The organism is Acidovorax sp. ACV01, assembly GCF_014851495.1.
GTDB classification, from domain to species: domain Bacteria; phylum Pseudomonadota; class Gammaproteobacteria; order Burkholderiales; family Burkholderiaceae_C; genus Acidovorax; species Acidovorax radicis.
Genome location: NZ_JACUZT010000001.1, coordinates 978,217 through 1,004,218, shown reverse-complemented (window position 1 = coordinate 1,004,218; position 26,002 = coordinate 978,217). Strand labels below are relative to the sequence as shown.

The window sequence follows — 26,002 nt, the reverse complement described above, 5'->3', positions numbered from 1 at the left end:
GTAGTAACGCCGCGCCGGGAGGGGATGGGATGAGTTACACGCTGCAGCTCTGGGAAAAACCTGCCGATTGGCCCTGGCCCACCACCAAGGCGGAGGCCGAAGCACAGTTCGAGCGCGCGGCTGATGGCCCCAGGGGCCCGCTGAACCCCAAGTTCGTGGCGTGGGCCCGGGTGGTGGAAGATCGGTTCCCCGAGGCCTGGGACATCTGGCTGGGCGGCCCGGAAGACGCCGAGCCCACGTTTGGCTTCGGTCTGAACACCCGCATGTCGGACTGGGGCCCGCCGTTTGACCATGCCTGCGAGCAGGCCCATCGGCTGGGCCTGAACCTGTATGACCCCCAGAACGGCCTGCACTACCTGGCCAACGGCGATGTGCCCGAAGAGCCGGATCTGCAGGTGCGGCATGCGGTCAGCGCCCGCAAGGCGGGTGACGACGCCACGGCCTGGGCCGAGTACCGGCGCTGGGCGGCGCTCGGCAACAAACACGCCCTCTACGCCATGGGCCGCGCGTTGCGCTTTGGCACGATGGGCCAACGTCGGCACTTCGACCTGGCGGCAGTGCTGCAGACAATGGGTGCGCACGATACCCAGACCCAACTGGATGCCCAGGGCTTTTACGAACGCTTTCCGGCGGAGGCGAAAGCGCGTGTGCAGACGCTGTTCGCGCGCCTGAACTCTGCGTCGGGTGAGCAGCTGCTCAAGATCGTGGACGATGAGCGCAAGGCTGTGGACGATGCCTTTGTGCACGCCGAGCAAATGGCGCTCTTCACGCGCAAACGCATCGAAGCCGCCGACACCGTGATGGCAGTGGCTGAGCAGGGCCATGAGGTGGCGGCGTTTCAGCATGCGCTGGAGACGGTGATCGGCTGGGAACAGCCCAATTACGAGAGCGCCCGCTACTGGTGCCACCGGGCCGCCGACTGGGACTACGAACCCGCCAAGCGCTTGCTGGCGTTGATGCACGAGCGTGGCTGGGGCGGCCCCGTGGACAGGGAAGAGGCCGCCAAATGGAATGCTGCGGCGCAAGAGCAGCGGCAGCAGGCGCAAAAGATGCAGCAACGCCAGGAAGAGTCCGACTCACCGGGCGGCCTCAGCCTGGCACCCATGGCTCCGGCACCTTCGTCCTCGTCTTCCTCTGCACCCGTCGTGTGGACCGGCTCGGTCACCCGCGACCTGGTGGGCTGGTTCGCGCGCGAAGGCGACCCCCATGCGGCGTTCAGCCTGGGCACGTCAGACCAGCATGGCCGCGACGGGGGACCCGTGAACCTGGCCCAGGCCCGCGCGTGGTATGCCCAGGCGGCCGAGGCGGGCCATGCCGACGCGACCTACAACCTGGCCCTCTTCGTCGAGGAGGGTAGGGGTGGACCCAAGGACGCACTGGTGGGCAAGGCGCTTTTCATGCTGGCCCATGTTCGCGGCAGCACCCTGAGGGTCGAAAACTTGCGAGTCTCTCCGGCCGAGCAGGGCCCCGTGCGTGCATTGGTCACGGCCCTGCGCGCGCCAGGCCGTCTGCGTGCCGTGCTGCAGGAGCGGGGGCTGGCCCCCAGCGCAGAGGCGCGGTCGGTGTCCGTCCCTGCAGCGGCGGCCGGTGTGGTAGCGGCCGGACTGTCCGCATCGGAGTGGGGCCGGGCCGATACAGCTGCGCCAGCGCCCGCGCGTGCCCAGCCGTCCCAGGTTCCGGCGCCCAGCCGCTCACGCGGCCGGGCGGACGATGACGAGGAGGGTGAGCACAGCCGTGGTGCGCGATCCGCCTTCTCCCTGCATCTGGGCCATGTGGCCCTGGCCATTGGTGTGGCCAACGCAGTGTTGCTGATTGCGTTCTTCAAGCCTGGCGCGAGCTTTCGCATGGGCATGCTCATCCTGGGTTGTGTGGCAGCCTATGGAGCGTGGCGCACGGCGCGGGATTTCGACTGGTCACCCGTCACACGCGCCGTGGTGGCACTTCTGGCCGGGGTACCCATGCTGGGCATGGCCGTGAGCCTGGGCCTGTTGTTCAAGGCCGTGCGCGAGCGCTGAATTGCAATTCAGGCGCTAGCCTGTGCGCTCAGGCAGTGACCTCATGTGCCAGCATCTGCGCAAAGTACGACTCGGGCTCGATGTTGGTGTAGTTGGGAATGTCGGCCATCAGCGCCGCCGCCGTCTGTTTGGCTGCGATTTGTGCCTGCTTCAGGTCGCTGAAAAAAGCATTGGTCAGCGCCACCACCTGGCCGGGGCGTGGCTCGCCGGGGTAGAGCACGCGGTCGCTCTCCAGCCGCACCAGGCCCAGTGGCTGCAGGGCCGAACGGGCGATGCGCATGTGTTCGCCGTGGTAGTAGTCATGGTTGAAGGTGGCGCCTTCGCGCCAGCGGTACAGGGCGGTGACTTTGATCATCGAAGCCTTTCCATCAGGTATTGAAAACCGCCACCGTAGGGGCAACGTGTCGGTTGCACAGCCGCTTGCGCGACAGCCTGTCGCCCAGGTGGCTTGGTGTCGGTCCTTGTCAGGTCAATCCTCTTCCGATTCACCCAGGAATCCACCGCTCTGGTGACCCCACAGCCGTGCATACACGCCACCCTGCGCCAGCAGTTGCGCATGGGTGCCTTCTTCGACGATGCGGCCCGCGTCCATGACGATGAGGCGGTCCATGGCGGCGATGGTGGACAGGCGGTGGGCAATCGCGATCACGGTCTTGCCCTGCATGAGGCCGTCCAGGCTTTGCTGGATGGCGGCTTCCACCTCGGAGTCGAGCGCGCTGGTGGCTTCGTCCAGCAGCAGGATGGGCGCGTCCTTGAGCATCACGCGTGCAATGGCCACGCGCTGGCGCTGGCCCCCCGAGAGCTTCACGCCGCGCTCACCGACATGCGCCTCGTAGCCTGCGCGGCCCTGCAGATCCGTCAGCGTGGTGATGAAGTCCGCCGCTTCCGCGCGCTCGGCGGCCTGATGCAGGTCGGCCTCGCTCGCGTCGGGGCGGCCGTACAGGATGTTGTCGCGCATTGAGCGGTGCAAGAGCGAGGTGTCTTGCGTGACCATGCCGATGTTGCGGCGCAGGCTGTCCTGCGTGACCTGGGCGATGTCCTGCCCATCGACAAGGATGCGGCCCGACTGCACGTCGTGAAAACGCAGCAGCAGGTTGACCAGGGTGGACTTGCCTGCGCCCGAGCGGCCGATGAGCCCGATCTTCTCGCCCGGACGAATGGTCAGGTTGAGCCGGTCGATGACCAGGCGGGCACCGGGGCCGCTGCCGTAGGCGAAACTCATGTTGTCAAAACGCACCTCGCCCTGGGTCACGCTGAGAGGCGTCGCGCCGGGCGCATCGACCACGGTGTGGGGTTTGGTCAGCGTGTTGATGCCGTCCTGGATGGTGCCCACGCTCTCGAACAGGGTGGTCATCTCCCACATCACCCAGTGGGCGTGGCCCGACACGCGCAAGGTCATGGCGGTGACGGCGGCCACGGCCCCGGCGCCCACTTCGCCCGCCGACCACAGCCACAGCGCGGTCCCGCAGGCGCCCAGAATCATCGCCACCACCAGGATGTGGTTCACGATCTCGAACCGGCTCACAAGCCGCATCTGCGCGTAGCCGGTGAGCTTGAACGCATCCATGGCGGCACGGGCAAATTCAGATTCGCGCCGGGTGTGCGAGAAAAGCTTGACGGTGGCGATGTTGGTGTAGGCGTCGGTGATCCGTCCGGTCATCACCGAGCGCGCATCAGCCTGCGCCTTGCCCACCTTGCCCAGGCGCGGCACAAAGTACCAGCAGGCCAAGCCGTAGGCCACGATCCATACCGCAAACGGCACGATCAACCGCGCATCGAACCCCGCGAGCAGCACCAGGATGGTGGCGATGTAAATGCCCATGCCAATCACCACGTCGGTCGTCGTGAAGATCATGTCGCGCACGGCCAGCGCGGTCTGCATGACCTTGGTGGTGATGCGGCCTGCAAACTCGTCGGCATAAAAGGCCATGCTCTGGCCCAGCATCAACCGGTGAAAGTTCCAGCGCAAACGCAGCGGGAAGTTGATGGCCAGCACCTGGTGCTTGATGCTGGTCTGCACCGCCACCAGCGCCACCGAAGCCAGCAGCAGCGCGGCGATGCCGATCAGCGCACCTTTGCGCTCGGCCCAGAGTGCGCCCGGGGCCGTGTTGGATATCCAGTCCACCACGTAGCCCAGCACGGCAAACAGCAACGCTTCGTAGAAGGCAATGGCCGCAGACAGACCGGCCATGGCCACCACATAGCCGCGCAGGCCGCGCGTGCCATCCCACACAAAGGCCATGAAGTCCTTCGGGGGCAAATGGGGTTCGGCGGGGGGATAGGGGGGAAGGCGGCTTTCGAAATACTTGAACACGTAGCAAGGCTCCTCTGTGCCCGATGGTAGAGGCTCTGCGTGCTGGGGGGCTGTCAGCAGAGGGCTTGTCCGCGACTTCTGTAGGTGAACCGCGGGACCACCAGCAGTGACTGCGTTTTTATGCGCGCTGCAGCCGCGTGCTATGAAAACTGCTCCAGCAAAAAATCAACAAAGCTGCGCAGCTTGGGCGAGCGGTAGCGGTCTGGTGGGTAAACCACATGCATGGGACGACTCGGGAGGTCGTAGCCGGGAAACAGCTGCACCAGGCGGCCCGCCCGCACGTCGCCCGCCAGCTGGAACGACGGCTGCAGGACGATGCCCAGGCCGTGCAAGGCGGCGACGCGCAGCGCTTGCCCGTTGTTCACCTGAAGGCGGCCCGACACCGGCACGCGGCACACACCCTCATCGCCGGTCAGCTTCCACTCCGTCAGCACGGCAGGGCTGAAGGCCACGCACTCATGGCTTGAAAGGTCCGCGGGCTTTTGGGGGGTGCCCCGGCGCGCAAGGTAGGCCGGAGACGCACACACCATCAGCTGGTAAGGCGACAGGGGCCGGGCGATCAAGGCCGAATCGGGCAATGGCCCGATGCGGACTGCGGCTTCGAACCCTTCCTCCAGGAGGTCGACCACGCGGTCATTCAGCACGAGGTCCACACTGACGTCGGGGTAGCGGTCGAGGTAGGTCGACAGCACGGGCATGAGCGCCTCGGTACCGAACGTGACGGGCGCGCTGATGCGCAGCTGCCCCGCCGGCGCGAGCTGCAGGTTTTGCGCCAGCGCATCGGTCTCGGCCACCAGGCGCAGGATCTCTTTGCAGCGTGCGTAGTACTCGTCGCCGAAAGCCGTGAGGTGCTGGCGGCGTGTGGTGCGGTGCAGGAGTTGAGCGCCCAGCCTTTTTTCCAGCGTGCGCAGGTGATTGCCGGCCATGGTGGCTGAGATGCCAGATGCCAGCGCAGCGGCGGTGAGACTGCCTTTTTCTACCGCCAGCACATAGACCCGCATGCTGTCGAGCATGTCCATTTGCAATTCCTGATTTCAAATGATGGAAGTAAAAGGTAGTTTATCCGCTCTTGATTTGAAATCACACTCCAGTCGTGCCTGGGCCCCGACACAACCGACCTACTAATTGCTCACAGGACTCTGCCGCTATGAAAGCCATTGAACTTACCGCCCCTTCGCTCACCGCCTTTCGCACCACCCAACTGCCTGACCCCCAGCCCGCGCGGGGCGAAGTGGTGGTGCGCCTGCGGGCCGCGTCGCTCAATTTTCTGGACATTGCGATTGCCACCGGTGCCATTCCAGGGGCCGCTTTTCCGATGGTGCCGGTGGCCGATGGGGCGGGAGAAGTCGCCGCGCTGGGCGAGGGCGTGACCAGCGCCGCTGTCGGCGACCGCGTGGTTCCGCATTTCATGCCCGGCTGGCTGAGCGGCGCCATCACACCCGGGCATGTCGCTGGAATGCGCGGCGTGACCCTGCCGGGCTCTTTGGCCGAATACGTGGCCGTGCCCGCGGCCAGCCTGGTGGCGCTGCCGCCGCACCTTGACTTTGTGCAGGGCGCGACGCTTCCGATTGCAGCCACCACGGCGTGGAATGCGGTGCGTTCGGCGTCGGTGCGCCCGGGCTCCGTGGTGCTGCTGCTGGGCACGGGCGGCGTCAGCATCTTTGCCCTGCAGTTTGCCAAGGCCAGTGGTGCCACAGTCATCCTGGCCTCGTCGTCCGATGACAAGCTCGAGCGGGCGCGCCAGCTGGGCGCAGACCACCTCATCAACTACCGCGCCACGCCGGCGTGGGATGAGGAAGTGCTGCGGATCACCCATGGGCGCGGCGCCGACCTGGTGGTGGAAACCGTGGGAGCCGCCACGCTGCCGCGCTCGCTGAACGCCGCGGCCTTTGGTGGCACGGTGTTCACGGTGGGGTTCATCACGGGGTCGGTCGCGTCCATCGACATGTTGCCGGTCATCGTGAAGGCACTGCGCATCATGGGCAATAACACGGGTTCGGTGGCCGACCTGGCGCAGGCCGCGCAGGCCATTGCAGCCCACCGCATCGTGCCGGCCATCGACCGCGTATTTGGCATCGATGAAACGCAGGCGGCGTATGCCGAGCTGAGCGCTGGCGGACGGCATTTTGGCAAGCTGGCTATCGTGCACTGACGTGGCACAGGCGGGGGCCAGCAACTCCCTGCCGTCGGCCGATTCGGCGTGGTGCCGCGCTACAGCAGCACGGTGACGACCACAATCACCACGCCCAGCGCCAGGTTCACACCCACCCAGCTGCGGATGCTGCCCAGGGCCTTGCCCCCGGCGGGCCAGTCCGACGCAGCCACCGCCCGCTGCAGGCGCTTGAACAGTGCAAACCGGATGTGGCCGAAGATGGCCATCATGGCCAGGCCCAGCGTTGCCATGATGGTCCAGTCCAGCGGCATGGCAAAGTTGCCCCCCGCCTGCACGGTCTGTTTGGCCACACGGCCGATCATCCACAGACCGCTGCCCAGTACCACCACCACCGCCACACTCACCGCAGCCAGAAAACGCTGCAACACATCGTGCATGAGCCGCACACGCAGCGGCGGTTCCAGCGACTGCGCAGCAGGGCGCAGGAAGAAATGGGCAAACACCATGCCGCCGATCCACACGATGACGGACAGGACATGGGCGAGCTGGAGTGCGTTGTAGAACATGGTGCTGGAGAACGAGGAGGACATGGATGGAAGGGGATGGAGCACTGAGGGGTCAGGAAAGGCGCTTGCCAGAGTGATTTTTTGCGGGAGCGAACAGGGTGTGCGCCCTGCGCAGGCCAACGGGCAATAACACAGCCAGCACGATCAACCCCCAGATGGTCCCATAACACCAGCTGGCCGGGCCATGGCGGCCCATGCTCTCCAGGCCCGTCGTGGTTTCCAGCCAGGACCAGAAAGGGTGCAGCAGCACCGTCACCATGAACGCCACCGGCAAGGCGAGCGCCACGCCGCCCAGGATGGTGGCCAGCATGCGCAGCCCGTGCCCGCGTGGTGTGGTGCTTTGCGGGGGCGTTTGTGGGGGGAGGTGTGATTGGCTGGGGCTGCGGGTTGCGTCATGGTGGCAGTCCGCCCTGGGGCGAAGCCACCCGCACCTGGTTGCCACCGTTTTTCTTGGACAGGTACATCGCCTCGTCCGCATGCCCCAGCAGGTGGTGTTCCTCGCCCCCATGCTCAGGGTAGATGGACACGCCGATGCTGGGCTGGATGGTCAGGTGGATGCCTTCCAGGTCAAAGGGCTGGCCAAAGGCCGCCAGGATCTTCTCGGCGGCGGCCGCAGCGTGCTCACGGGCATGGCCGCTTTCGAGCAGCACCACAAATTCGTCGCCGCCCAGGCGGGCCACGGTGTCGGAGCCACGCACGCATTCCAGCAGCCGCTGGGCCACACGCTGCAGCAGCAGGTCGCCCATGGCATGGCCCAGCGTGTCGTTGACTTGCTTGAATCTGTCCAGGTCGAGGAAGAGCAGTGACAACAGGCTTTGATCGCGCCGCGCGCGGGCCAGCGCCGTCTTGAGGCGGTCCAGAAACAGCTGGCGGTTGGGTAGGTGCGTGAGCTGGTCGTACTGCGCCATGTGCTCCAGGCGCTCGTGCATCTGCTTGCGCTCGATGGCGGCTGCGACCTGGGTGGAGACAAACTGCAGCAGTTCCTTGTCTTTTTCGGTGTAGCGGCCCTGCTCGTTGTAGCTTTGCAGCACCAGCGCACCAATGGCACCTTTCTGCGTTTGCAACGGCACGCCCAGCCAGTACAGCGGCGCGCGTTCGTGTGGCAGCTGCTGATGGAGCAGCGCTGCCAGGGTTCCGGCGTTGTCGGAGGGCGGGGGGGTGTCGGGGGTCAGCAGCAGGGTGCGGCCGCTGCGGATCACCTCGGCACACAGCGCATCCTGCACCAGGGTCGTCGGCGTGGGGGCGGGCCCCGGTTCGTTGACGTGGTACGGAAAACTCAACGAATCACTGCAGGCGTCGTAGAGCGCGACCGCGAAGTCGGTGGCAGGCAAAAGCCGTCCGATGATCTGGTGGATGTGCTGGAACAGTGCCTGAAGATTCTGGGTGGTGTGGGCAGCCTCGGAAATCGCATAGATCACCGCCTGCATGGACTCGGTGAACTTGCGCTCGGTGATGTCGTGCGCCACGGCCAGCCGCAGCTGCTTGTCGGGCAGCCAGCGCGCTGTCCAGCGAACGTGGGCGATGGAGCCGTCCTTGCGCACATAGCGGTTTTCAAACTGCAGCTGCAGGTGGCCTTCCATCACGCGCTGTGCCTGGCGCTGGGTGATCGCCAGATCTTCGGGGTGCACCATGTCGAGCATGCGCTTGCCGATGACTTCCTGGGGGGCATAGCCAAAGATGCGCTCGAACGCCGGGCTCACAAACTCAATGGTGCTGTCCACATGGACGACGCAGACCGCGTCGAGCAGCAGGTCCACCACGTTCTGGGAAGGAATGCTTTGCATGGGGGGTAGCGCGCACAAGGTGCTGGGAAGACCCATTGTGCCGTGTGCTCCGTTCTTGTGCGGCACGGATGCAGGCCGCAATCCAAGGGCTATCCCGGAGAGATATGCTGATTGCTATGTAATTGATAGCAATTGGCGCTTGCAGTTAATGCGCTGGTGGCACTTTTTATCTGTATTTTTCTTCCAGCCCGTCCCAGGCGCTCTTGCGCACCAGCCGCTGGCGCTCCGCGAACGGTGCCACCAGGGCCGGGTCCTCATCGATGCGTTGGGTGTCGCGCAGCACGGTCAGTGCCTTTTGCATGCCGGCCACCGCGCCCTGCAGCGCCGCGTTGGCGTACAGCACCAGGCCATAGCCCAGCCCCGCCAGTTCTTCGGCACTGGTGATGGGCGTCTTGCCGCCGATCACCATATTCATCAGTTGCGGCGCCGCCAGCCGCTTGGGCAGGGCGCGGATCTCTTGCAGCGAGGTGACGGCCTCGACAAACAGGATGTCGGCGCCCGCCTCCTGAAAGCGCTGGGCGCGCTCCACGGCGGCCTCGAAACCCTGCGTGGCGCAGGCGTCGGTGCGGGCCAGGATGAGGGTGCCTGGGTCACGCCGGGCGTCCACGGCGGCCTTGATCTTGCCCAGCATCTCTTCGGTGCTGATCACTTCCTTGCCATTGAAGTGCCCGCAGCGCTTGGGGCTGACCTGGTCTTCGAGCTGGATGCAGTCGGCCCCGGCGCGCTCCAGCGTGCGCACGGCGTGGTAGGTATTGAGGGCGTTGCCAAAGCCGGTGTCGGCATCCACGATAAGCGGCAGCTCCACGGCGTCGCGGATGCGGGCCGTGTGGTCTGCAATGTCGGTCAGGCCCATGAAGGCCTGGTCCGGCAGGCCGAACCACATGTTGGTGACGCCTGCGCCGGTGATGTAGATGGCTTCAAACCCCAGGTCGGCCACCACGCGGGCGGAGAGGGCGTTGAACGCGCCGGGCACGATGACGCCCCGGCGGGCGTGGGCCAGGGCTTTGAGTTGTTGTCTGCTGGTTTGCATGGCGTTTCCTTGTGGTTTGATGCACTGAGCGGGTGTGGCCTGTGTTGCTGAAACTGGCGCGGCCCAAGCCAGCGGGCGCCGCGCAAGGGCCGCCCCGCCGCGCTGGCGCCGTCCCCCTTCCCGCATCGCGCAGCGAGGCGAGAGAAGGGGGAAGCGGCGCAGCCGCTCAGGGGGATGGCACTCTGATCCAGCCTTCCATGAGGATGCGGGCGCTGCGGCTCATGAGGGCTTTGGTGACTTGCCAATCGCCGGCGTCGTTCTGCCGGGCCTCGGCCCCCACGCGCAAGGTGCCCGAGGGGTGGCCAAATCGCACGCTGCTTCGCACGCCACCGCCCGCCGCCAGGTTGACCAGCGTGCCTGGTATGGCAGCGGCAGTGCCAATGGCCACGGCTGCCGTGCCCATCATCGCGTGGTGCAGCTTGCCCATGGAGAGCGCGCGCACCAGCAGGTCGATGTCTTGCGCCTCGATGCGTTTGCCGCTGGAGGCGGTGTAGCCAGCCGGGGGTGCCACAAAGGCGATCTTGGGGGTGTGCTGGCGGGTGGCGGCTTCGCCCAGGTTCTGGATCAGGCCCATGCGCAGGGCTCCGTGGGCGCGGATGGCTTCAAAGCGTGCAAGCGCCACCTTGTCCTCGTTGAGGTCGCCTTGCAGTTCGGTGCCTGCGTAGCCAGTGTCCTGGGCATTCAGGAAGATGGTAGGGATGCCCGCATGGATCAGCGTGGCGGCAAAACTGCCTACGCCGGGAACCTCCAGCGTATCCACCACGTTGCCGGTCGGGAACATCGATCCGCCCGCGTCTCCTTCGTCGGCAGGGTCCAGGAACTCCAGCGCCACCTCGGCGGCTGCAAAGGTCACGCCGTCCAGCTCAAAGTCGCCCGTCTCCTGCACCTGCCCGCGGGTGATCGGCACGTGCGCCACGATGGTCTTGCCAATGTTGGCCTGCCAGATCCGCACGGTGAGGTTGCCATTCAGCGGAATGCGTGCGGCATCGATCAGCCCCATGTGGATGGCGCACGGCCCCACGGCGGCCGAGAGGTTGCCGCAATTGCCGCTCCAGTCCACGAAGGGCTTGTCGATGGACACCTGGCCGAAAAGGTAGTCCACGTCATGGCCTGGGCGTGTGCTGCGGCTCAGGATCACGGCCTTGCTGGTGCTCGACGAGGCATTGCCCATTCCGTCGATCTGCTTGCCATACGGGTCCGGGCTGCCCAGCACGCGCAGCAGCAAGGCGTCGCGGGCGGGGCCGGGTTGTTGGGCGGGGGCGGGCAAGTCCTGCAGTTGGAAGAACACGCCTTTGCTGGTGCCGCCACGCAGGTAGGTGGCCGGGACTCGAATTTGAGGAGATGGGAACATTGGGGGAAAGAAGGAGCAGGCCGGTGCGGCCGGATGGTGGGTGACGGCGGTTCAAAACAGCCGCAGTTGTGTGTTGGAGGGATCTGGCGGTACGGGCTGCAATGGCCAACGGCCAATGGTTTCGTAGCTGTAGCTGTAGCTGTAGCTTTTGCCGTTGCCGCCCACGACCAGCAGAAGTTCATCGAGGGTCCAGGCAATCGTGTCCATCCGGGTGGGGCCCAGGCGGGTTGGCGCCCAGTAGCTGATCGTGCTGTGTGGTGTGTGGCCCGTTTCCGTTGCCAGTCCTTCTTCGTACAACGCTTGTCGGACGGCAACAAGCAAAGCATCGAAGCAGTGCGGCCTTCCACGAGCCCTAAAGGACCAGTGGATTGTGTTTTTGCCCTGTTCCTTGTGCACCCCGTCGCGGATCCGGTTGAGCACCAGCGTGCAGGCCTGCGCCCTCACGCGTGCGCCCGCGCGCAGCATTTTCTGGCGCACCTCCGGGGTGTCCCCATAGCGGTCTGACAGGGTCTGGTGCCAGTTGTCCTGGGGGGACAGGGTGCTGCTGTCCAGCCCATTGCGCGCAACGGCCCTCCACATCGCTGCGGCCACTTCAGGCGATGGCTTGGCCACGAAGATCAATCGGGGGCCTTTCATGGCCTGTGCCTCGCCCCACATGGCTGGCGGCCAGGAAGTCCTGCGCAAAGCGCTGCAGGACGCCACCGGCTTCGTAGATGGAAACCTCTTCGGCCGTATCGAGGCGGCAAGTCACAGGTACTTTGGCGCATCCCCCATTTTGACGGCGGATGACCAGCGTGAGGAAGGCGCTTGGCGCGCGGTGGCCCTCCACGTCATAGGTCTCCGTGCCATCCAGCCCCAGCGTGGTGCGGTTGATCCCCGCCTCAAACTCCAGCGGCAGCACCCCCATGCCAATCAGGTTGGTGCGGTGGATGCGTTCAAAGCCCTCGGCCACCACTACCTCCACACCCGCCAGCCGCACACCCTTGGCGGCCCAGTCACGGCTGGACCCCTGGCCGTAGTCGGCACCGGCAATGATGATGAGCGGCTGGCGGCGGTTTAGATAGGTTTCGATGGCCTCCCACATGCGCACCACCTGGCCTTCGGGCTCCACGCGGGCGAGCGATCCCTTTTTCACTTTGCCATCCACCACGGCCATCTCGTTGACGAGCTGCGGGTTGGCAAACGTGGCGCGCATGGCGGTGAGGTGGTCGCCCCGGTGCGTGGCGTAGGAGTTGAAGTCCTCCTCGGGCACGCCCATGTGGGCCAGGTATTCGCCCGCTGCGCTGTCCCGCAGGATGGCGTTCGAGGGTGACAGGTGGTCGGTGGTGATGTTGTCGGGCAGGATGGCCAGCGGGCGCATGCCTTTCAACGTGCGAGGTTGGGCGGCCAGGGCACCGATGCCCTCGGTGTCCCAGTAGGGCGGGCGGCGGATGTAGGTGGACTGCGGGCGCCAGCCGTACTGCGGCGACACGCGCTGGCCATCGTCGTCTCGGATGGCGAACATGGGCTCGTAAACGGCGCGATACTGCGCGGGTTTCACGGCGGCCTTCACCACGGCGTCGATTTCCTCATCGCTGGGCCACAGGTCTTTAAGGCGAATTTCTCTTCCGTTCACCACCGCCAGCACATCCTTTTCGATGTCAAAACGCACCGTGCCCGCAATCGCATAGGCCACCACGAGCGGGGGCGAGGCCAGGAAGGCCTGCTTGGCATAGGGGTGGATGCGCCCGTCGAAATTGCGGTTGCCAGAGAGCACGGCTGCGGCATACAGGTCGCGGTCGATGATCTCCTGCTGGATGGCAGGGTCCAGCGCGCCGCTCATCCCGTTGCAGGTGGTGCAGGCAAAGGCCACGATGCCAAAGCCGAGCTTTTCCAGGTCGGCCAGCAAGCCCGCTTCCTTCAAATACAGCTCCACCGCCTTGGATCCGGGCGCCAGCGAGGTCTTGACCCAGGGCTTGCGCGTGAGGCCCAACCGGTTGGCGTTGCGCGCCAGCAGCGCGGCGGCGATCACGTTGCGCGGGTTGCTGGTGTTGGTGCAGCTGGTGATGGCGGCGATGACCACGGCGCCATCGGGCATCGTGCCGTCCTGTGGTGCGGGCATGGCCCAGGGGCCCGCGATGCCTTGGGCCGCCAGGTCGGACGTGGCCACGCGCGCATGCGGGTTGGAGGGGCCGGCCAGGTTGCGCACCACGCTCGACAGATCGAACACCAGGTTGCGTGCGTAGACAGCGTCTTTGAGGGTGTCTGACCACAATCCCGCTGCCTTGGCATAGGTCTCGACCAGCTTCACTTGTGCCGCCTCGCGGCCTGTCAGCGTCAGATACTCCAGCGTCTGTTCGTCGATGCTGAACAGGGCCGCCGTGGCGCCGTATTCGGGCGCCATGTTCGAGATGGTGGCGCGGTCGCCAATCGTGAGCTTGGCTGCACCTTCGCCAAAGAACTCCAGGTAGGCCCCCACCACCTTGGCCTTGCGCAGAAACTCGGTGAGCGCCAGCACCACGTCGGTGGCGGTGATGCCGTCCTGGCGATGTCCGGTCAGTTGCACGCCCACGATTTCGGGCAGCCGCATCATCGATGCGCGCCCCAACATCACGTTCTCGGCCTCCAGGCCGCCCACGCCAATGGCGATCACGCCCAGGGCATCCACATGGGGGGTGTGGCTGTCGGTGCCCACGCAGGTGTCGGGGTAGGCCACGCCCTGGTCGGCGTGGACCACGGGCGACATCTTTTCCAGATTGATCTGGTGCATGATCCCGTTCCCCGCCGGGATCACATCCACGTTGGCAAAGGCTTTTTTCGTCCACTCGATGAAGTGGAAGCGGTCTTCGTTGCGGCGGTCTTCGATGGCGCGGTTCTTGGCGAAGGCATCGGGGTCGAACCCGCCGCACTCCACGGCCAGCGAGTGGTCCACGATGAGCTGCACTGGCACCACGGGGTTCACCTGGGCCGGGTCGCCACCCTCCTTGGCAATCGCGTCGCGCAGGCCCGCCAGGTCCACCAGGGCCGTCTGGCCCAGGATGTCGTGGCACACCACGCGCGCCGGGTACCAGGGGAAGTCGTGGTCGCGTTTGCGCTCGATAAGCTGGTACAGGCAGTCGTTGATGGTGGCCGGATCGGCGCGGCGCACGATGTTTTCGGCGTGGACCCGGGCGGTGTAGGGCAGGGTGGCCCAGGCGCCCGGTTGCAGGGATTCGACAGCCTCGCGGGCATCAAAGTAGTCGAGCTGCGTGCCGGGCAGCTTCTTGCGATACAGAGTGTTCATGAGCGTGGGGTAGGGAGCTGCGGCCGTTTGGTTTTACTTGCGGTCCTGGATTGGTATGAACGTCAGGTCTTCCGGCCCGGTGTAGTTCGCACTCGGTCGGATGATCTTGTTGTCCTGCCGCTGCTCAATGATGTGCGCCGCCCAGCCGCTGGTGCGTGCAATGACGAACAGCGGCGTGAACATGGCGGTGGGCACGCCCATCATGTGGTAGCTCACGGCGCTGAACCAGTCGAGGTTGGGGAACATCTTTTTCACCTCCCACATCACCGATTCCAGCCGCTCGGCAATGTCGAACATCTTGGTGCTGCCCGCCTCGTGCGACAGGCTGCGCGCAACGCCCTTGATGACGACGTTGCGTGGGTCGCTCACCGTGTAGACCGGGTGGCCGAAGCCGATCACGACCTCCTTGGCCTCCACGCGGCGGCGGATGTCGGCCTCGGCCTCGTCGGGGCTGTCGTAACGCTTCTGGATCTCGAAGGCCACCTCGTTCGCGCCGCCATGCTTGGGGCCGCGCAGCGCGCCGATGGCGCCGGTGATCGCCGAATACATGTCGCTGCCCGTGCCCGCCACCACGCGGGCGGTGAAGGTGGAGGCATTGAACTCATGCTCGGCGTACAGGTTCAGCGAGGTGTGCATGGCGCGCTCCCAGGCCGCACTGGGTGCTGCGCCGTGCAGCAGGTGCAAAAAGTGCGCGCCGATGGAGTCGTCGTCTGTTTCGACCTCGATGCGGCGGCCCGAGCTGGCCCAGTGGTACCAGTAGAGCAGCATGGAGCCCAGCGATGCCATCAACCGGTCGGCAATGTCACGTGCGCCGGGCAGGTTGTGGTCGTCCTTTTCGGGCAGCGCACAGCCCAGGGCCGAGACTCCTGTGCGCATCACGTCCATGGGGTGGCTGGCGGCGGGCAGTTGCTCCAGCGCCTGCTTGACCGACAGCGGCAGGCCGCGTAGGGCCTTGAGCTTGGCCTTGTAGGCGCGCAGTTCGGCACGCGTGGGCAGCTTGCCGTGCACCAGCAGGTGGGCGATTTCTTCAAACTCGCAGACCTCGGCAATGTCCAGGATGTCGTAGCCCCGGTAGTGCAGGTCGTTGCCCGTGCGGCCCACGGTGCACAGGGCGGTGTTGCCCGCCGTCACGCCCGACAGGGCCACTGATTTCTTGGGCTTGAAGCCCGGGGTTTCAACGGTGGTGGGGTTGGTCATGGTGTCTCCTCCTGGTTCACATAAGCGTTGGCGATGGGCGTGGGGCGGCCTTTGGCGTCCACGGCCACCATGTCGAAAACCCCTTGCAGCACGGCCTCTGGCGGCGAGCCCAGCGTGGCGGCCAGGCCGTTCACGCACACGGTGAGCGAGCTGCGGCCCATGCGGCAGACCCAGGCGCGCAGCGTGAGCACATGGCCCACGGGCACCGGGGCCAGAAAACGCACATCGGTCACGCCCGCCATCACCACGTCGCGCGCTGCGGCACCGCGTGCCGCCAGAAACGCCGCCTTGGCCATGAGCTGCAGGGCGTTGCCGCCAAAGAGCGTGCCGTAGTGGTTGGCTTCGGCAGGGAAGACGATTTCCGTCAGCTCGACGGTGCCGTGAGGGGTTGTCATGCTTCGCAATTTACGCACAATGGCATCCCTAAGTAAGGGCTGAATTGGCGAATGATTGCGAAGGTGGCGCCTGTGATTTGCAAAGTTTGCGAATTATTTGCAGATTGGTTTCGCGAACCAATGGCGCGGCCGGACAGCGAAAGAAACGATGAAAAAAACCTTCATGGGCGTGCGCCTGCGCCGCCTGCGCGAAGAGCGCGGCATGACCCAGGTGGCGCTGGCGCGCGCGCTGGACCTGTCGGCCAGTTACCTGAACCAGCTGGAGCAAAACCAGCGCCCGCTCACCGTGCCTGTGCTCCTCAAGATCAACGCGGTGTTCGGCGTGGACGTGCAGCGCTTTTCGGACGACGACGAGGCGCGCCTCATCACCGGCCTGCGCGAGGTGCTGGCGGACCTGCCTGCCGGTGTGGGCGGGGAGGGCGCGGGCGATGCCGTGTCCCTGGCCGAGATCCGCGAGCTGGCCGCCGGCATGCCCGCTGTGGCGCGCACGCTGCTAGCGTTGCACCAGCGGCACCGCCAGGCGCTGGAACGGCTGGAGGCGCTGGGCAGCCTGGGTGACGACCGCAGTGGGGTGGCCCCACTGCCCAGCCACCCGCCCATGGCCTATGAAGAGGTGCGCGACTTCTTCTTTGCACGCCAGAACCACATTGCCGAGCTGGACGATGCTGCTGAACGCTGTGCCGCCGAATGGGGCCTGCTGCCCGGCCGTGCCGACGAGGCGCTGGCCCAACGCCTGCTCGTGGCCCACGGAGTGCGTGTGGTGGACGTGACCGACCTGCCAGGGCAGGCGCAGCGCGTATTCCATGCCGACACGGGGGTGCTGCAACTGGCGGCCGGTCTCGAACGGGGGCAGCGTGCCTTCCAGATGGCGACGCAGCTGGCGTTTCTGGAGCAGGGTGACGCGCTGCAGCGCATTGCCGACGGCGCTGCTTTGTCGAGCGACCAGGCCCGGTCGCTGGCGCGTATCGGTCTGGCCAACTACTTTGCGGGGGCGCTGGTGCTGCCCTACACGGCCTTTTTGCGGGCGGCCGAAGCGGCGCGCTACGACATCGACCGGCTGGGCCACCAGTTTGGCGTGGGCTTCGAGACGGTGTGCCACCGCCTGTCCACCATGCAACGCCCCAGCGCGCGCGGCGTGCCGTTCTTCTTCATCCGCGTGGACCGCGCGGGCAACATCAGCAAGCGGCAGTCGGCCACACACTTTCACTTCAGCAAGATCGGAGGCACCTGCCCGCTGTGGAACGTGTACGAGGCTTTTGCCCAGCCGGGCCGCACCGTGCCGCAGGTGGCGCGCATGCCCGATGGCCGCGCCTACCTGTGGGTGGCCCGCGCGGTGTCGCGCAGCGGGGGCGGGTGGGGCGTGCCCGGCAAGGAGTTCTCGGTGGCACTGGGCTGCGACATCCGGCATGCACCGCAGCTGGTGTATTCCCGTGGGCTGGACCTGGCCAACCCCGATGCGGCCGTGCCCATCGGCATGGGCTGCAAGGTGTGCGAGCGGGACGCCTGCCCGCAGCGCGCGTTTCCGCCCATTGGGCGCGCGCTGGATGTGAACGAGAACCGCAGTCGGTTCGCGCCGTATCCGGTGGCCGTGAGCCACGCACCGAGGCCGTCTTGACCCAGACTATAAAAATCACTCATCAATTCATAGCTGAAGACGCATGGGGCTGTTGCGCTGACGGCACTTTCCACCAAATAACTGGTTGGTAACCAGTTGTTATGCCGAAGGTTGCTCCAAAGCGTGGTGGATTGCCGCTATCCTGCGTTTTGCCCGGCGCCCTGGTGCGGCTGCCGCTGCGTATACCCATAACGCCAGTACCACTGCCCAGGCTCTGTTCTGATACCGAATGCCAACCCGCCCCACGCCATGGCCCCTCTGACGCAAAACGGTCGATACCGGCACTGGATGGCCGGATTGAGCGTGGCCGTGCTCGGGGTGACGATGAGCCTCTGGCTGGCATCGCAGCAGGCCGATTCCGTGGCCCAGGTCGGACGGGCGCGGTTCATGCAGGAGGCGCGCGCGTTTGCCGATGCGCTGAGCCAGCGCATCGAAGGTCATACCGAAGTCGTCAACGGCCTGCGTGGCCTGTTCACAGCCAATCCCCACCTCACGCGCCTGGAGTTTGAGCGTGCAGCCAGCGACCTGGAGGTGGGCCAGCGGTATCCCGGTGTGCGCAATCTGTCGTTCACCCGCTGGGTGCCCGGGGCCGAACGGGCGGCCTATGAAACCCGTGTGCGCGCCGACACATCGCTGACGACCCAGGGCTACCCCAACTTTGCCATCCGGCCGCCGGGCGAGCGGGCTGAGTATTTTGTGGCGGAATACCTGTGGCCCATGGCCGGCAACGAAAGTGTGCTGGGCCTGGACATCAGCGCCCAGCCCACCAACCTGGCCGCCATGCAGTACAGCCGGGACAGTGGCCACACGGTGGCCTCGGCACCGTTCGATTTGCTGCAGGAGGAAACCCACCGCCCCGGTTTCGTGATCCGCGTGCCGGTGTTCGATTACACGGCGGGCACGCCAGAGCCGCGTTTCATCGGTGCCGTGGCATCGACCATCCGGGTGTTCGACCTGGTGCAGGCGCTGGGCAGCCAGGGGCTGCTCAATGGGATTGTGGTGTCCATGGAAGACTACGGCTCGGTCCGGGCGGGCTCCACCGACACCACGGTGCGGCCCTTGCTCGCGCAGTCCTCGGCGGCGCTTCCGGGCGCGCCGCCCTTTGTGCGCGAGTTGCAGGTGCATGACCGGCGCTGGCGCCTCACCTTCCACCCTTCGCGCTCGTTCCTGTCGCCGTCCGAGGCGCGGCTGCCCGTGCTGGTCGGCTTGGGCGGCGCCCTGGTCTCGCTGCTGCTGGCATCCACCGTGGGCCTGCTGATGCGCCAGCGCACGCTGGCCCTTGCGCGGGCCCAGGCGTCCGACGAAGCCCGGCACGAGAGTGAAGAGCGCTTTCATGCCCTGTTCAACCAGGCCAGCGTGGGCGTGGCGCTGCTCGATACCTCCACCGGCCAATTTCTGCGCGCCAACCAGCGCTATTGCGACATCGTGGGCTACAGCCCCGAGGAAATGCGGGCGCTCCAGGTCCAGGCCCTCATCCACCCAGACGACCTGGAGACAGACGCGCAGCATCTGGAGCGCCTGAAGAAGGGGGATGTGCCCGAATACCGGCTGGAAAAGCGCTACCTCCACAAGAACGGGCAGGTGGTGTGGGTAGACCTCACGGTGTCGCCCATGTGGGTGCCGGGGGCCAAGCCCGACCACCACATCGCGGTGGTGCAGGACATCACGGCGCGCAAGCGCATGGAAGACACCCTGCGCAGCAACGAGCACCGGCTGCGCGGCATCCTGGAGCACCTGCCCATGGGGCTGTGCCTGGTCCAGCCCGACGGGCGCATCAGTTTTCGCAACGCGCGTTATGTCCAGATCTGTGGCTACACGGCGGAAGACGTGCCGGACGTGGAAACCTGGTGGCAGCGCGCTTACCCCGACGAAGCCGAACGCACCGCTGTCCACGGGGCCTGGCGCAGGGCCGCACAGCAGGCGCTGGCGGGCGACGGGGTGATAGCCGCCAGCGAATACACCATCCGCTGCGCCGATGGCACGCGGCGCCCGGTCGAGGTGTCCGGCGTGGTGGTGGAGGGCGGGCACCTTGTGACCATGCAGGACCTGAGCCAGCGCAAGGCGGCCGAGGAAGAGATCAACTACCTGGCCTACTACGACCCGCTCACCCGCCTGCCCAACCGCCGCCTGCTCATGGACCGTCTGCAGCAGGCGCTGGCCACGAGTGCCCGCCACCAGCGCAGCGGCGCCTTGCTGCTGCTGGATCTGGACAATTTCAAGACACTCAACGAAACCCGGGGCCACGACAGCGGCGACAACCTGCTGCTGCAGGTGGCGCACCGGCTGCGCAGCTGCGTGCACGAAGACGACACCGTGGCTCGCCAGGGGGGTGACGAGTTTGTGGTGGTGCTGGAAGATTTGGGCGACAACCCGGAGGATGCCGCAGCCCGCAGCGAAGAAGTCGGCCAGCGCATCCTGACCGCACTGCGGGAGCCCTACCTGCTCAATGGCGCCGCGCACCACAGCTCGCTGAGCATGGGGGTCACCATTTTTAGCGGCATGCGCGAGACGGTGGACGAGCTGCTCAAGCGGGCCGACCTGGCCCTCTACCAGGCCAAGAATGCGGGCCGTGACACCTTGCGCTTTTACGACCCCCAGATGCAGGCGGCCGTCAGCGCGCGCGCCGCACTGGAGCTGGACATGCGCATTGGCCTGGCCCAGGGCCAGTTCGAGCTGTACTACCAGCCACAGATCGACCGGGGCCGCATCACCGGGGCCGAGGCATTGCTGCGCTGGCGCCACCCGCGCGATGGGTTTGTCTCGCCCGCACATTTCATCCCGCTGGCGGAGGAGACCGGCCTCATCCTCCCGCTGGGTGAGTGGGTGCTGCAGGCGGCCTGCGCACAGCTGGCGCGTTGGGCGCAACACCCCGACCTGGCGGTGCTGGGCATGGCCGTGAACGTGAGCCCGCGCCAGTTCCACCAGAGCGGTTTTGTGGCCCAGGTGCTGGCGGCACTGGCCAGCTCGGGGGCGCAGGGGCCCCAGCTCAAGCTGGAGATGACCGAAGGCCTGCTGCTGCAGGACGTGGAAGACACGATCGAGAAGATGGGCCAGCTCAAAGGGTATGGCGTGGGCTTCTCGCTGGACGACTTTGGCACCGGATATTCGTCGCTGGCCTATCTGAAGCGCCTGCCGCTGGACCAGCTCAAGATCGACCAGAGCTTCGTGCGCGACGTGCTTACCGACCCCAACGACGCCGCCATCGCCCGCACCGTGGTGGCGCTGGGCACCAGCCTGGGCCTGCGCGTGATTGCCGAAGGGGTGGAAACCGAGGCCCAGCGCGAGTTTCTGGAGCGCCACAACTGCCACGCCTGGCAGGGTTACCTCTTCAGCCCGCCCGTGCCGGTGGCGGAGTTCGAGGCGCTGGTGCGCAAAACCAATGGGGTGGACGCGCAAGACGCACAGGACGCGTAGCCCGGGAACGCTGCTCCAATCCGGCCCCGGGGCCTTGCTGGTACTGCGGGGAGTATCAATATTGGTAGCAATGAATCGTTGCTGGATAAGCGGAAGCCCCCATTTTTTCCAAATGTTTCCGTTGTGCCCTGGCTGTGGGGCGCTACCGTGCCGCCGAGGACCGGTGGCTGTCAGGCGGCGCGGTATCATTCCGCCCTTGTGCGAGCTGCGTGTTCCGGCCCGGAACGTCCATCCGGCGCCACTTTGCATCCCTGCCTCCATCCTATTTTTGCCCGCCCCCTGACCCGTGCGTCTCACCTCGATCAAGCTTTCCGGATTCAAGTCGTTCGCTGAACCCACCAACTTCATGCTGCCCGGGCAACTGGTGGGCGTGGTGGGGCCGAACGGCTGCGGCAAGTCCAACATCATGGACGCGGTGCGCTGGGTGCTGGGTGAGAGCAAGGCCAGCGAGCTGCGCGGCGAGTCCATGCAGGACGTGATCTTCAGCGGCACCACCACGCGCAAGCAGGCGAGCCGCGCCAGTGTGGAGCTGGTGTTCGACAACTCCGACCACCGCGCGGGCGGCCAGTGGGGCCAGTACGGCGAGGTGGCGGTGCGGCGCGTGCTCACGCGCGACGGCACCAGCAGCTACTACCTGAACAACCAGCCCGTGCGCCGCCGCGACGTGCAGGACGTGTTCCTGGGCACGGGCCTGGGGCCGCGCGCCTACGCCATCATCGGCCAGGGCACCATCAGCCGCATCATCGAAAGCCGCCCGGAGGAACTGCGCCTGTTCCTCGAAGAAGCCGCTGGCGTCTCCAAGTACAAGGAGCGCCGCCGCGAGACGGAAAACCGCCTGTCGGACACGCGCGAGAACCTCACGCGGGTCGAAGACATCCTGCGCGAGCTGAACGCCAACCTCGAAAAACTCGAAAAGCAGGCCGAGGTGGCCGCCAAATACAACACGCTGCAGGCCGACGCCACGCTCAAGCAGCACCAGCAGTGGTTTTTGAAGCGCGCCGAGGCCGAAGAGCAGCAGAACAAGGTGCGCCTGGACGGCCTGCAAGCCGTCAACGACCTTGAATCGCGCATGGCCGACCTGCGTGCCGTCGAGTCCGATCTCGAAACCATCCGCCAGGCCCACTATGCGGCGGGCGACCAGGTGAACCAGGCCCAGGGCAAGCTTTATGAAGCCACGGCCGAGGTCGGCAAGCTCGAAGCCGAGATCCGCTACGTGATCGAAGGCCGCCAGCGCGTGGAGCAGCGCCTGGTCACGCTGGCCGAGCAGATCGCCCAGTGGCAGGCCCGCAAGGAAGAGGCCGACATCGAACTCGAAAACCTGGCCGGTGCCGGTGTGGACGCCGAAGAACGCGCCGAGATGCTGGCCGCCCAGGTCGAAGAGCAGGCCATGCAGCTGCCCGACCTGGAAGAAGCCCTGCGCCAGGCCCAAAGCCGCACGGCCGAGCAGCGCAGCAGCGTGGTGCAGGTGCAGCAGCAGATTGGCGTGCTGGCCGCCGAGCAGCGCAGCATCGACGAACAAAGCCGCCAGCTCGACAGCCGCTTCGAGCGCCTGCGCACCGACCGCAATGCGCTGGCCGCGCCCGATGAAGCCCGCCTGACGAACTTGCGCGAGCAGCTCGAAGAAGCGCAAGAGATCGCCGAAACCACCGAGGCCCGACTGCACGAGCTGCAGGAGTCCGTGCCCCAGCTCGACGACGACCGCCGCGCGCGCCAGCAGGCCGTCAACACCGAAAGTGCCCGCCAGGCCGACCTGTCGGCCCGCATGGAGGCCCTGAAGGCGCTGCAGGAAAAGGTCAAGACCGATGGAAAGCTGCGCCCCTGGCTTGCCAAGCACGGCCTGGATGGCCTGCAAGGTCTGTGGAGCCGCATCCACATCGAACCCGGCTGGGAAAACGCGCTGGAAGCTGCATTGCGCGAGCGACTGGCCGCGCTGGAAGTAGGGCGCCTGGACATGGTGCGTGGCTTCCTCGGCTCCGGCGGCAACGACGCGCCCCCAGCTCGGCTGGCCTTCTACAGCGCCCCCGCAGCAGGCCACCCCGAGCCATCGTCACCCCACGCCCGCTTGTCCGACCTGCTGCGCTTGAACGATGCCGGCCTGCGTGCCGTGATGGTGGACTGGCTGCAAGGCTGCTACACCGCGCCCACGCTGGACGACGCCCTGGCCCGTCGCAGCACGCTGCAACCCGGGGAGGTGGTGTTTGTTCCTACCGGCCATGCGGTCAGCGCCCACAGCGTGAGCTTTTACGCGCAGGACTCCGAGCAGTCCGGCATGCTGGCCCGCGCGCAGGAGATCGAGCACCTCGAAAAAGAATTGCGCGCGCAGGCGCTCATCGCCGAAGAATCGCGCACCGCCCTGGTCCGCGCCGAGGCCGCGTATGCCGATGCCTCGCAGCGCCTCGTGGCCGCGCGCCGCGAAGCCACCGAAACCCAGAGCCGCGCCCACGAGCTGCAGGTCGAAACCCTGCGCCTCACGCAGTTGGCCGAACAGACCCGCGCGCGCAGCCAGCAAATCGACGGCGACCTGGCCGAAGTGGAGGCCCAGCTGGCCGACCTGCAGGAACGCCGCGTGGCGGCCGAAGCGCGTTTTGAAGAACTGGACATGCAGCTGGCCGACAGCCAGGAGCGCGAGGCCCAGCTGGGCGACAAGGTCATCGAGGCCGAGCGCAAGCTCACTGCCTGCCGCGAACAGCAGCGCACGCTGGAGCGCCAGGCGCAGGAGGCCACGTTCTCACAGCGCAGCCTGGAAGCGCGCCGCGCCGAACTCAACCGCTCCATCGAAACCGCCACGCAGCAGGCCAAGGCCCTGGCCGATGAAGAGCAGCGCGCGCGCGACGAGCTGGCCCGCCTGTCCGACGCCGCCGCGCAAGGTGGCCTGCAGGCCGCACTGGAAGTAAAGATGGAGCGCGAAAAAGCGCTCGGCGCCCAGCGCAGCGAATACGACGACCTCACGACGAAGCTGCGCGCCAGCGATGAACGCCGCATGCAGCTCGAACGCGCGCTGGACCCGCTGCGCGCGCGCATCACCGAATTCCAGCTCAAGGAACAGGCCGCGCGCCTGGGCCTGGAGCAATACACCACCTTGCTGGCCGACGCCCAGGCCGACCTCGAAGCCGTGGCCCAGTCGATCACCGACGGCAATGTGCGCGTGGGTGGCCTGCAAAGTGAAATCGACCGCCTGCACCGCGAAATCGCCGCCCTGGGCGCCGTGAACCTGGCAGCACTGGACGAACTCAAGCTCGCCAGCGAGCGCAAGATCTTCCTCGATGCGCAGACAGCCGACCTGACCGAGGCCATGAACACGTTGGAAGACGCGATCCGCAAGATCGACGGCGAAACGCGCCAGCTGCTCTCGGGCACCTTCGACACCGTGAACGGCCATTTCGGGCGCATGTTCCCCGAACTGTTCGGCGGTGGCCAGGCCAAGCTCATCATCACGGGCGACGAAATCCTCGATTCCGGCGTGCAGGTGATGGCCCAGCCCCCGGGCAAGAAGAACCAGACCATCCACCTGCTGTCGGGGGGCGAGAAGGCCCTCACGGCCATCGCGCTGGTGTTCGCCATCTTCCAGCTCAATCCCGCGCCGTTCTGCCTGCTGGACGAGGTGGACGCGCCGCTGGACGACGCCAACACCGAGCGCTACGCCAAGCTGGTCTCCAGCATGAGCAAGGGCACGCAGTTCTTGTTCATCAGCCACAACAAGATCGCGATGGAAATGGCCGAACAGCTGATCGGCGTGACCATGCAGGAGCAGGGCGTGTCGCGCATTGTGGCCGTCGATATGGAATCGGCCCTCTCCATGGCAGACGCTTGAAACAACCCACCCAACCATGAGCACATTGCAACTGAGTCTGGCCATCATCGGCGGTCTGGTGCTGGCCCTCATCGTGGCCTACAACACCTGGACCTCGCGCCGCAATGCGCCCAAGCGCGCCCTGCCGCAAGACCCCGTGGACCCCGCCGGTGAACCGGCCCAGCGCCAGGAGCCCGGCTTCGACGCGGGGGCTGCCGTGGCCGTGCCGCCGGGTGAATACCACGGCCTGGACCGTGGCCCCGATCCGTCGGAGCACGCCGTGGACGCTGACGAGGCCTTGCAGCTGCCCGTGCCGCCGTTCTCGCTGGAGCGCCGCCCCGGGCTCGATCCGCTCATTGATGTGATTGCATCACTGCAGCCTGAGCATGTGGTCTCGGGCGACGCTGCCCTGGCTGCGCTGCCGCCCACGCGCCGCGCCGGTAGCAAGCCGTTTGCCATCGAAGGGCTCAACGAAGCGACCCAGCAGTGGGAAACCCCTGCACCTGGCCAGCGCTACCAGGGCTTCCAGGCCGGCGTGCAACTGGCCAACCGCATGGGGGCGCTCAACGAGATCGAGTTTTCGGAGTTTGTCGTCAAGGCCCAGGCGTTTGCCGACACCGTGAACGCCGCGCCCGACTTCCCCGACATGCTGCAGGAAGTGGCTCGCGCGCGTGAGCTGGACCAGTTCGCCAGCGACCACGACGCCCAGCTGATGTTCATGCTGCGCGCCCGTCAGGCCGCCTGGAGCCCCGGCTACGTGCAGCAGAACGCCGCCCGCTTGGGTTTTGTGCCCGGCGCCATGCCCGGTCGGTTGGTGTTGCCCGCCAGCGCACAGGGCCTGCCACCCCTGCTCACGCTGGGCTACGACACCCAGGCCGCGCTGGCCGAAGACCCCGACCAGTCCGCCATCCGCGACATCACCCTGAGCCTGGACGTGGCCCAGGTGCACCGCACCGAACAGCCTTTTGCGCGCCTGCGCGACGTGGGGGCCGCGTTGTGTGAGGCCATGGACGGGGTGCTCTGCGACCAGAACGGCCAGCCGCTGCCCGCGATGGCCATGGACCCGATTGCTGCGGACCTGGAGCTGCTGTACGACCAGCTCGATGGACGGGATCTGTCGGCGGGGTCGGTGCTGGCGCGACGACTGTTCAGCTAG

At 66.4% G+C, this 26,002-nt stretch carries 18 protein-coding genes; 6 read left to right on the top strand and 12 right to left on the bottom strand.

The genetic code is table 11. From position 1 onward, the window contains the following. Positions 1-29 precede the first annotated feature (29 nt). Positions 30-2,015, top strand: a complete 1,986-nt coding sequence (locus tag IB243_RS04535) for a tetratricopeptide repeat protein (protein ID WP_192425276.1) — start codon at positions 30-32, stop codon at positions 2,013-2,015. Between the two features lie 28 nt (positions 2,016-2,043). Here IB243_RS04535 and IB243_RS04530 read toward each other — a convergent pair whose 3' ends face one another. The 3 genes from IB243_RS04530 to IB243_RS04520 form a co-directional block, all read right to left on the bottom strand. Further along, entirely contained in the window at positions 2,044-2,370 is a 327-nt protein-coding gene (locus IB243_RS04530) for an EthD family reductase (protein ID WP_010458973.1), read from the bottom strand. 114 nt (positions 2,371-2,484) lie between these two features. Further along, positions 2,485-4,329, bottom strand: a complete 1,845-nt coding sequence (locus tag IB243_RS04525) for an ABC transporter ATP-binding protein (protein WP_192425275.1) — start codon at positions 4,327-4,329, stop codon at positions 2,485-2,487. A gap of 140 nt (positions 4,330-4,469) precedes the next feature. Continuing rightward, the gene (locus tag IB243_RS04520; protein ID WP_192425274.1) at positions 4,470-5,348 is read right to left on the bottom strand and encodes a LysR family transcriptional regulator; all 879 of its coding nucleotides are present in this window, start codon (positions 5,346-5,348) and stop codon (positions 4,470-4,472) included. Positions 5,349-5,476: 128 nt separating this feature from the next. On the opposite strand from IB243_RS04520, the gene IB243_RS04515 reads away from it, so the two are divergent. After that, entirely contained in the window at positions 5,477-6,481 is a 1,005-nt protein-coding gene (locus IB243_RS04515) for an NAD(P)-dependent alcohol dehydrogenase (RefSeq protein WP_192425273.1), read from the top strand. Positions 6,482-6,540: 59 nt separating this feature from the next. Here IB243_RS04515 and IB243_RS04510 read toward each other — a convergent pair whose 3' ends face one another. From IB243_RS04510 to IB243_RS04470, 9 genes are all read right to left on the bottom strand, one after another. Beyond that, a complete protein-coding gene (locus tag IB243_RS04510; RefSeq protein WP_192425408.1) occupies positions 6,541-7,008 on the bottom strand; it encodes a CopD family protein in 468 nt (155 codons plus the stop codon). A gap of 52 nt (positions 7,009-7,060) precedes the next feature. Beyond that, on the bottom strand, positions 7,061-7,318 hold the full coding sequence (locus IB243_RS04505; RefSeq protein ID WP_192425272.1) for a hypothetical protein: 258 nt from the start codon (positions 7,316-7,318) through the stop codon (positions 7,061-7,063). Between the two features lie 82 nt (positions 7,319-7,400). Continuing rightward, on the bottom strand, positions 7,401-8,792 hold the full coding sequence (locus IB243_RS04500; protein WP_192425271.1) for a diguanylate cyclase domain-containing protein: 1,392 nt from the start codon (positions 8,790-8,792) through the stop codon (positions 7,401-7,403). A gap of 166 nt (positions 8,793-8,958) precedes the next feature. Then, the gene (locus IB243_RS04495) at positions 8,959-9,822 is read right to left on the bottom strand and encodes an oxaloacetate decarboxylase (protein WP_192425269.1); all 864 of its coding nucleotides are present in this window, start codon (positions 9,820-9,822) and stop codon (positions 8,959-8,961) included. A gap of 166 nt (positions 9,823-9,988) precedes the next feature. Beyond that, positions 9,989-11,173 (bottom strand): 2-methylaconitate cis-trans isomerase PrpF, encoded by a 1,185-nt coding sequence (gene prpF, locus IB243_RS04490; RefSeq protein ID WP_192425267.1) that lies wholly within the window; start codon positions 11,171-11,173, stop codon positions 9,989-9,991. Between the two features lie 51 nt (positions 11,174-11,224). Further along, positions 11,225-11,809 carry a hypothetical protein gene (locus IB243_RS04485; protein WP_192425265.1) on the bottom strand — a complete coding sequence of 195 codons (585 nt, stop codon included), beginning with the start codon at positions 11,807-11,809 and terminating at the stop codon, positions 11,225-11,227. Beyond that, complete coding sequence (acnD, locus tag IB243_RS04480) at positions 11,766-14,435, bottom strand: Fe/S-dependent 2-methylisocitrate dehydratase AcnD (RefSeq protein WP_192425262.1); 2,670 nt, start codon at positions 14,433-14,435, stop codon at positions 11,766-11,768. The genes IB243_RS04485 and acnD overlap by 44 nt, the downstream gene beginning before the upstream one ends. Before the next feature lie 33 nt (positions 14,436-14,468). Next, positions 14,469-15,632 carry a 2-methylcitrate synthase gene (gene prpC, locus IB243_RS04475; RefSeq protein WP_192425260.1) on the bottom strand — a complete coding sequence of 388 codons (1,164 nt, stop codon included), beginning with the start codon at positions 15,630-15,632 and terminating at the stop codon, positions 14,469-14,471. Further along, positions 15,629-16,027 carry an acyl-CoA thioesterase gene (locus IB243_RS04470; RefSeq protein ID WP_192425258.1) on the bottom strand — a complete coding sequence of 133 codons (399 nt, stop codon included), beginning with the start codon at positions 16,025-16,027 and terminating at the stop codon, positions 15,629-15,631. The genes prpC and IB243_RS04470 overlap by 4 nt, the downstream gene beginning before the upstream one ends. A gap of 148 nt (positions 16,028-16,175) precedes the next feature. On the opposite strand from IB243_RS04470, the gene IB243_RS04465 reads away from it, so the two are divergent. The 4 genes from IB243_RS04465 (at position 16,176) to IB243_RS04450 (ending at position 26,002) form a co-directional block, all read left to right on the top strand. Further along, complete coding sequence (locus IB243_RS04465) at positions 16,176-17,642, top strand: short-chain fatty acyl-CoA regulator family protein (protein WP_192425256.1); 1,467 nt, start codon at positions 16,176-16,178, stop codon at positions 17,640-17,642. A 249-nt stretch (positions 17,643-17,891) separates the two neighbouring features. Then, positions 17,892-21,056, top strand: a complete 3,165-nt coding sequence (locus IB243_RS04460) for an EAL domain-containing protein (protein WP_225584696.1) — start codon at positions 17,892-17,894, stop codon at positions 21,054-21,056. A gap of 286 nt (positions 21,057-21,342) precedes the next feature. After that, the gene (gene smc / locus IB243_RS04455; RefSeq protein ID WP_192425254.1) at positions 21,343-24,867 is read left to right on the top strand and encodes a chromosome segregation protein SMC; all 3,525 of its coding nucleotides are present in this window, start codon (positions 21,343-21,345) and stop codon (positions 24,865-24,867) included. Positions 24,868-24,883: 16 nt separating this feature from the next. Further along, a complete protein-coding gene (locus IB243_RS04450) occupies positions 24,884-26,002 on the top strand; it encodes a cell division protein FtsZ (protein WP_192425252.1) in 1,119 nt (372 codons plus the stop codon).

Bases quoted from the DNA above. Each gene is read 5' to 3' on its own strand.
- IB243_RS04485 (WP_192425265.1), bottom strand. From the start codon at position 11,809: ATGAAAGGCCCCCGATTGATCTTCGTGGCCAAGCCATCGCCTGAAGTG.
- IB243_RS04510 (WP_192425408.1), bottom strand. From the start codon at position 7,008: ATGTTCTACAACGCACTCCAGCTCGCCCATGTCCTGTCCGTCATCGTG.
- acnD (WP_192425262.1), bottom strand. From the start codon at position 14,435: ATGAACACTCTGTATCGCAAGAAGCTGCCCGGCACGCAGCTCGACTAC.
- prpF (WP_192425267.1), bottom strand. From the start codon at position 11,173: ATGTTCCCATCTCCTCAAATTCGAGTCCCGGCCACCTACCTGCGTGGC.
- IB243_RS04535 (WP_192425276.1), top strand. From the start codon at position 30: ATGAGTTACACGCTGCAGCTCTGGGAAAAACCTGCCGATTGGCCCTGG.
- IB243_RS04465 (WP_192425256.1), top strand. From the start codon at position 16,176: ATGAAAAAAACCTTCATGGGCGTGCGCCTGCGCCGCCTGCGCGAAGAG.
- IB243_RS04450 (WP_192425252.1), top strand. From the start codon at position 24,884: ATGAGCACATTGCAACTGAGTCTGGCCATCATCGGCGGTCTGGTGCTG.
- IB243_RS04495 (WP_192425269.1), bottom strand. From the start codon at position 9,822: ATGCAAACCAGCAGACAACAACTCAAAGCCCTGGCCCACGCCCGCCGG.
- IB243_RS04505 (WP_192425272.1), bottom strand. From the start codon at position 7,318: ATGCTGGCCACCATCCTGGGCGGCGTGGCGCTCGCCTTGCCGGTGGCG.
- IB243_RS04460 (WP_225584696.1), top strand. From the start codon at position 17,892: ATGGCCCCTCTGACGCAAAACGGTCGATACCGGCACTGGATGGCCGGA.
- IB243_RS04530 (WP_010458973.1), bottom strand. From the start codon at position 2,370: ATGATCAAAGTCACCGCCCTGTACCGCTGGCGCGAAGGCGCCACCTTC.
- prpC (WP_192425260.1), bottom strand. From the start codon at position 15,632: ATGACCAACCCCACCACCGTTGAAACCCCGGGCTTCAAGCCCAAGAAA.
- IB243_RS04515 (WP_192425273.1), top strand. From the start codon at position 5,477: ATGAAAGCCATTGAACTTACCGCCCCTTCGCTCACCGCCTTTCGCACC.
- IB243_RS04470 (WP_192425258.1), bottom strand. From the start codon at position 16,027: ATGACAACCCCTCACGGCACCGTCGAGCTGACGGAAATCGTCTTCCCT.
- IB243_RS04500 (WP_192425271.1), bottom strand. From the start codon at position 8,792: ATGCAAAGCATTCCTTCCCAGAACGTGGTGGACCTGCTGCTCGACGCG.
- IB243_RS04520 (WP_192425274.1), bottom strand. From the start codon at position 5,348: ATGGACATGCTCGACAGCATGCGGGTCTATGTGCTGGCGGTAGAAAAA.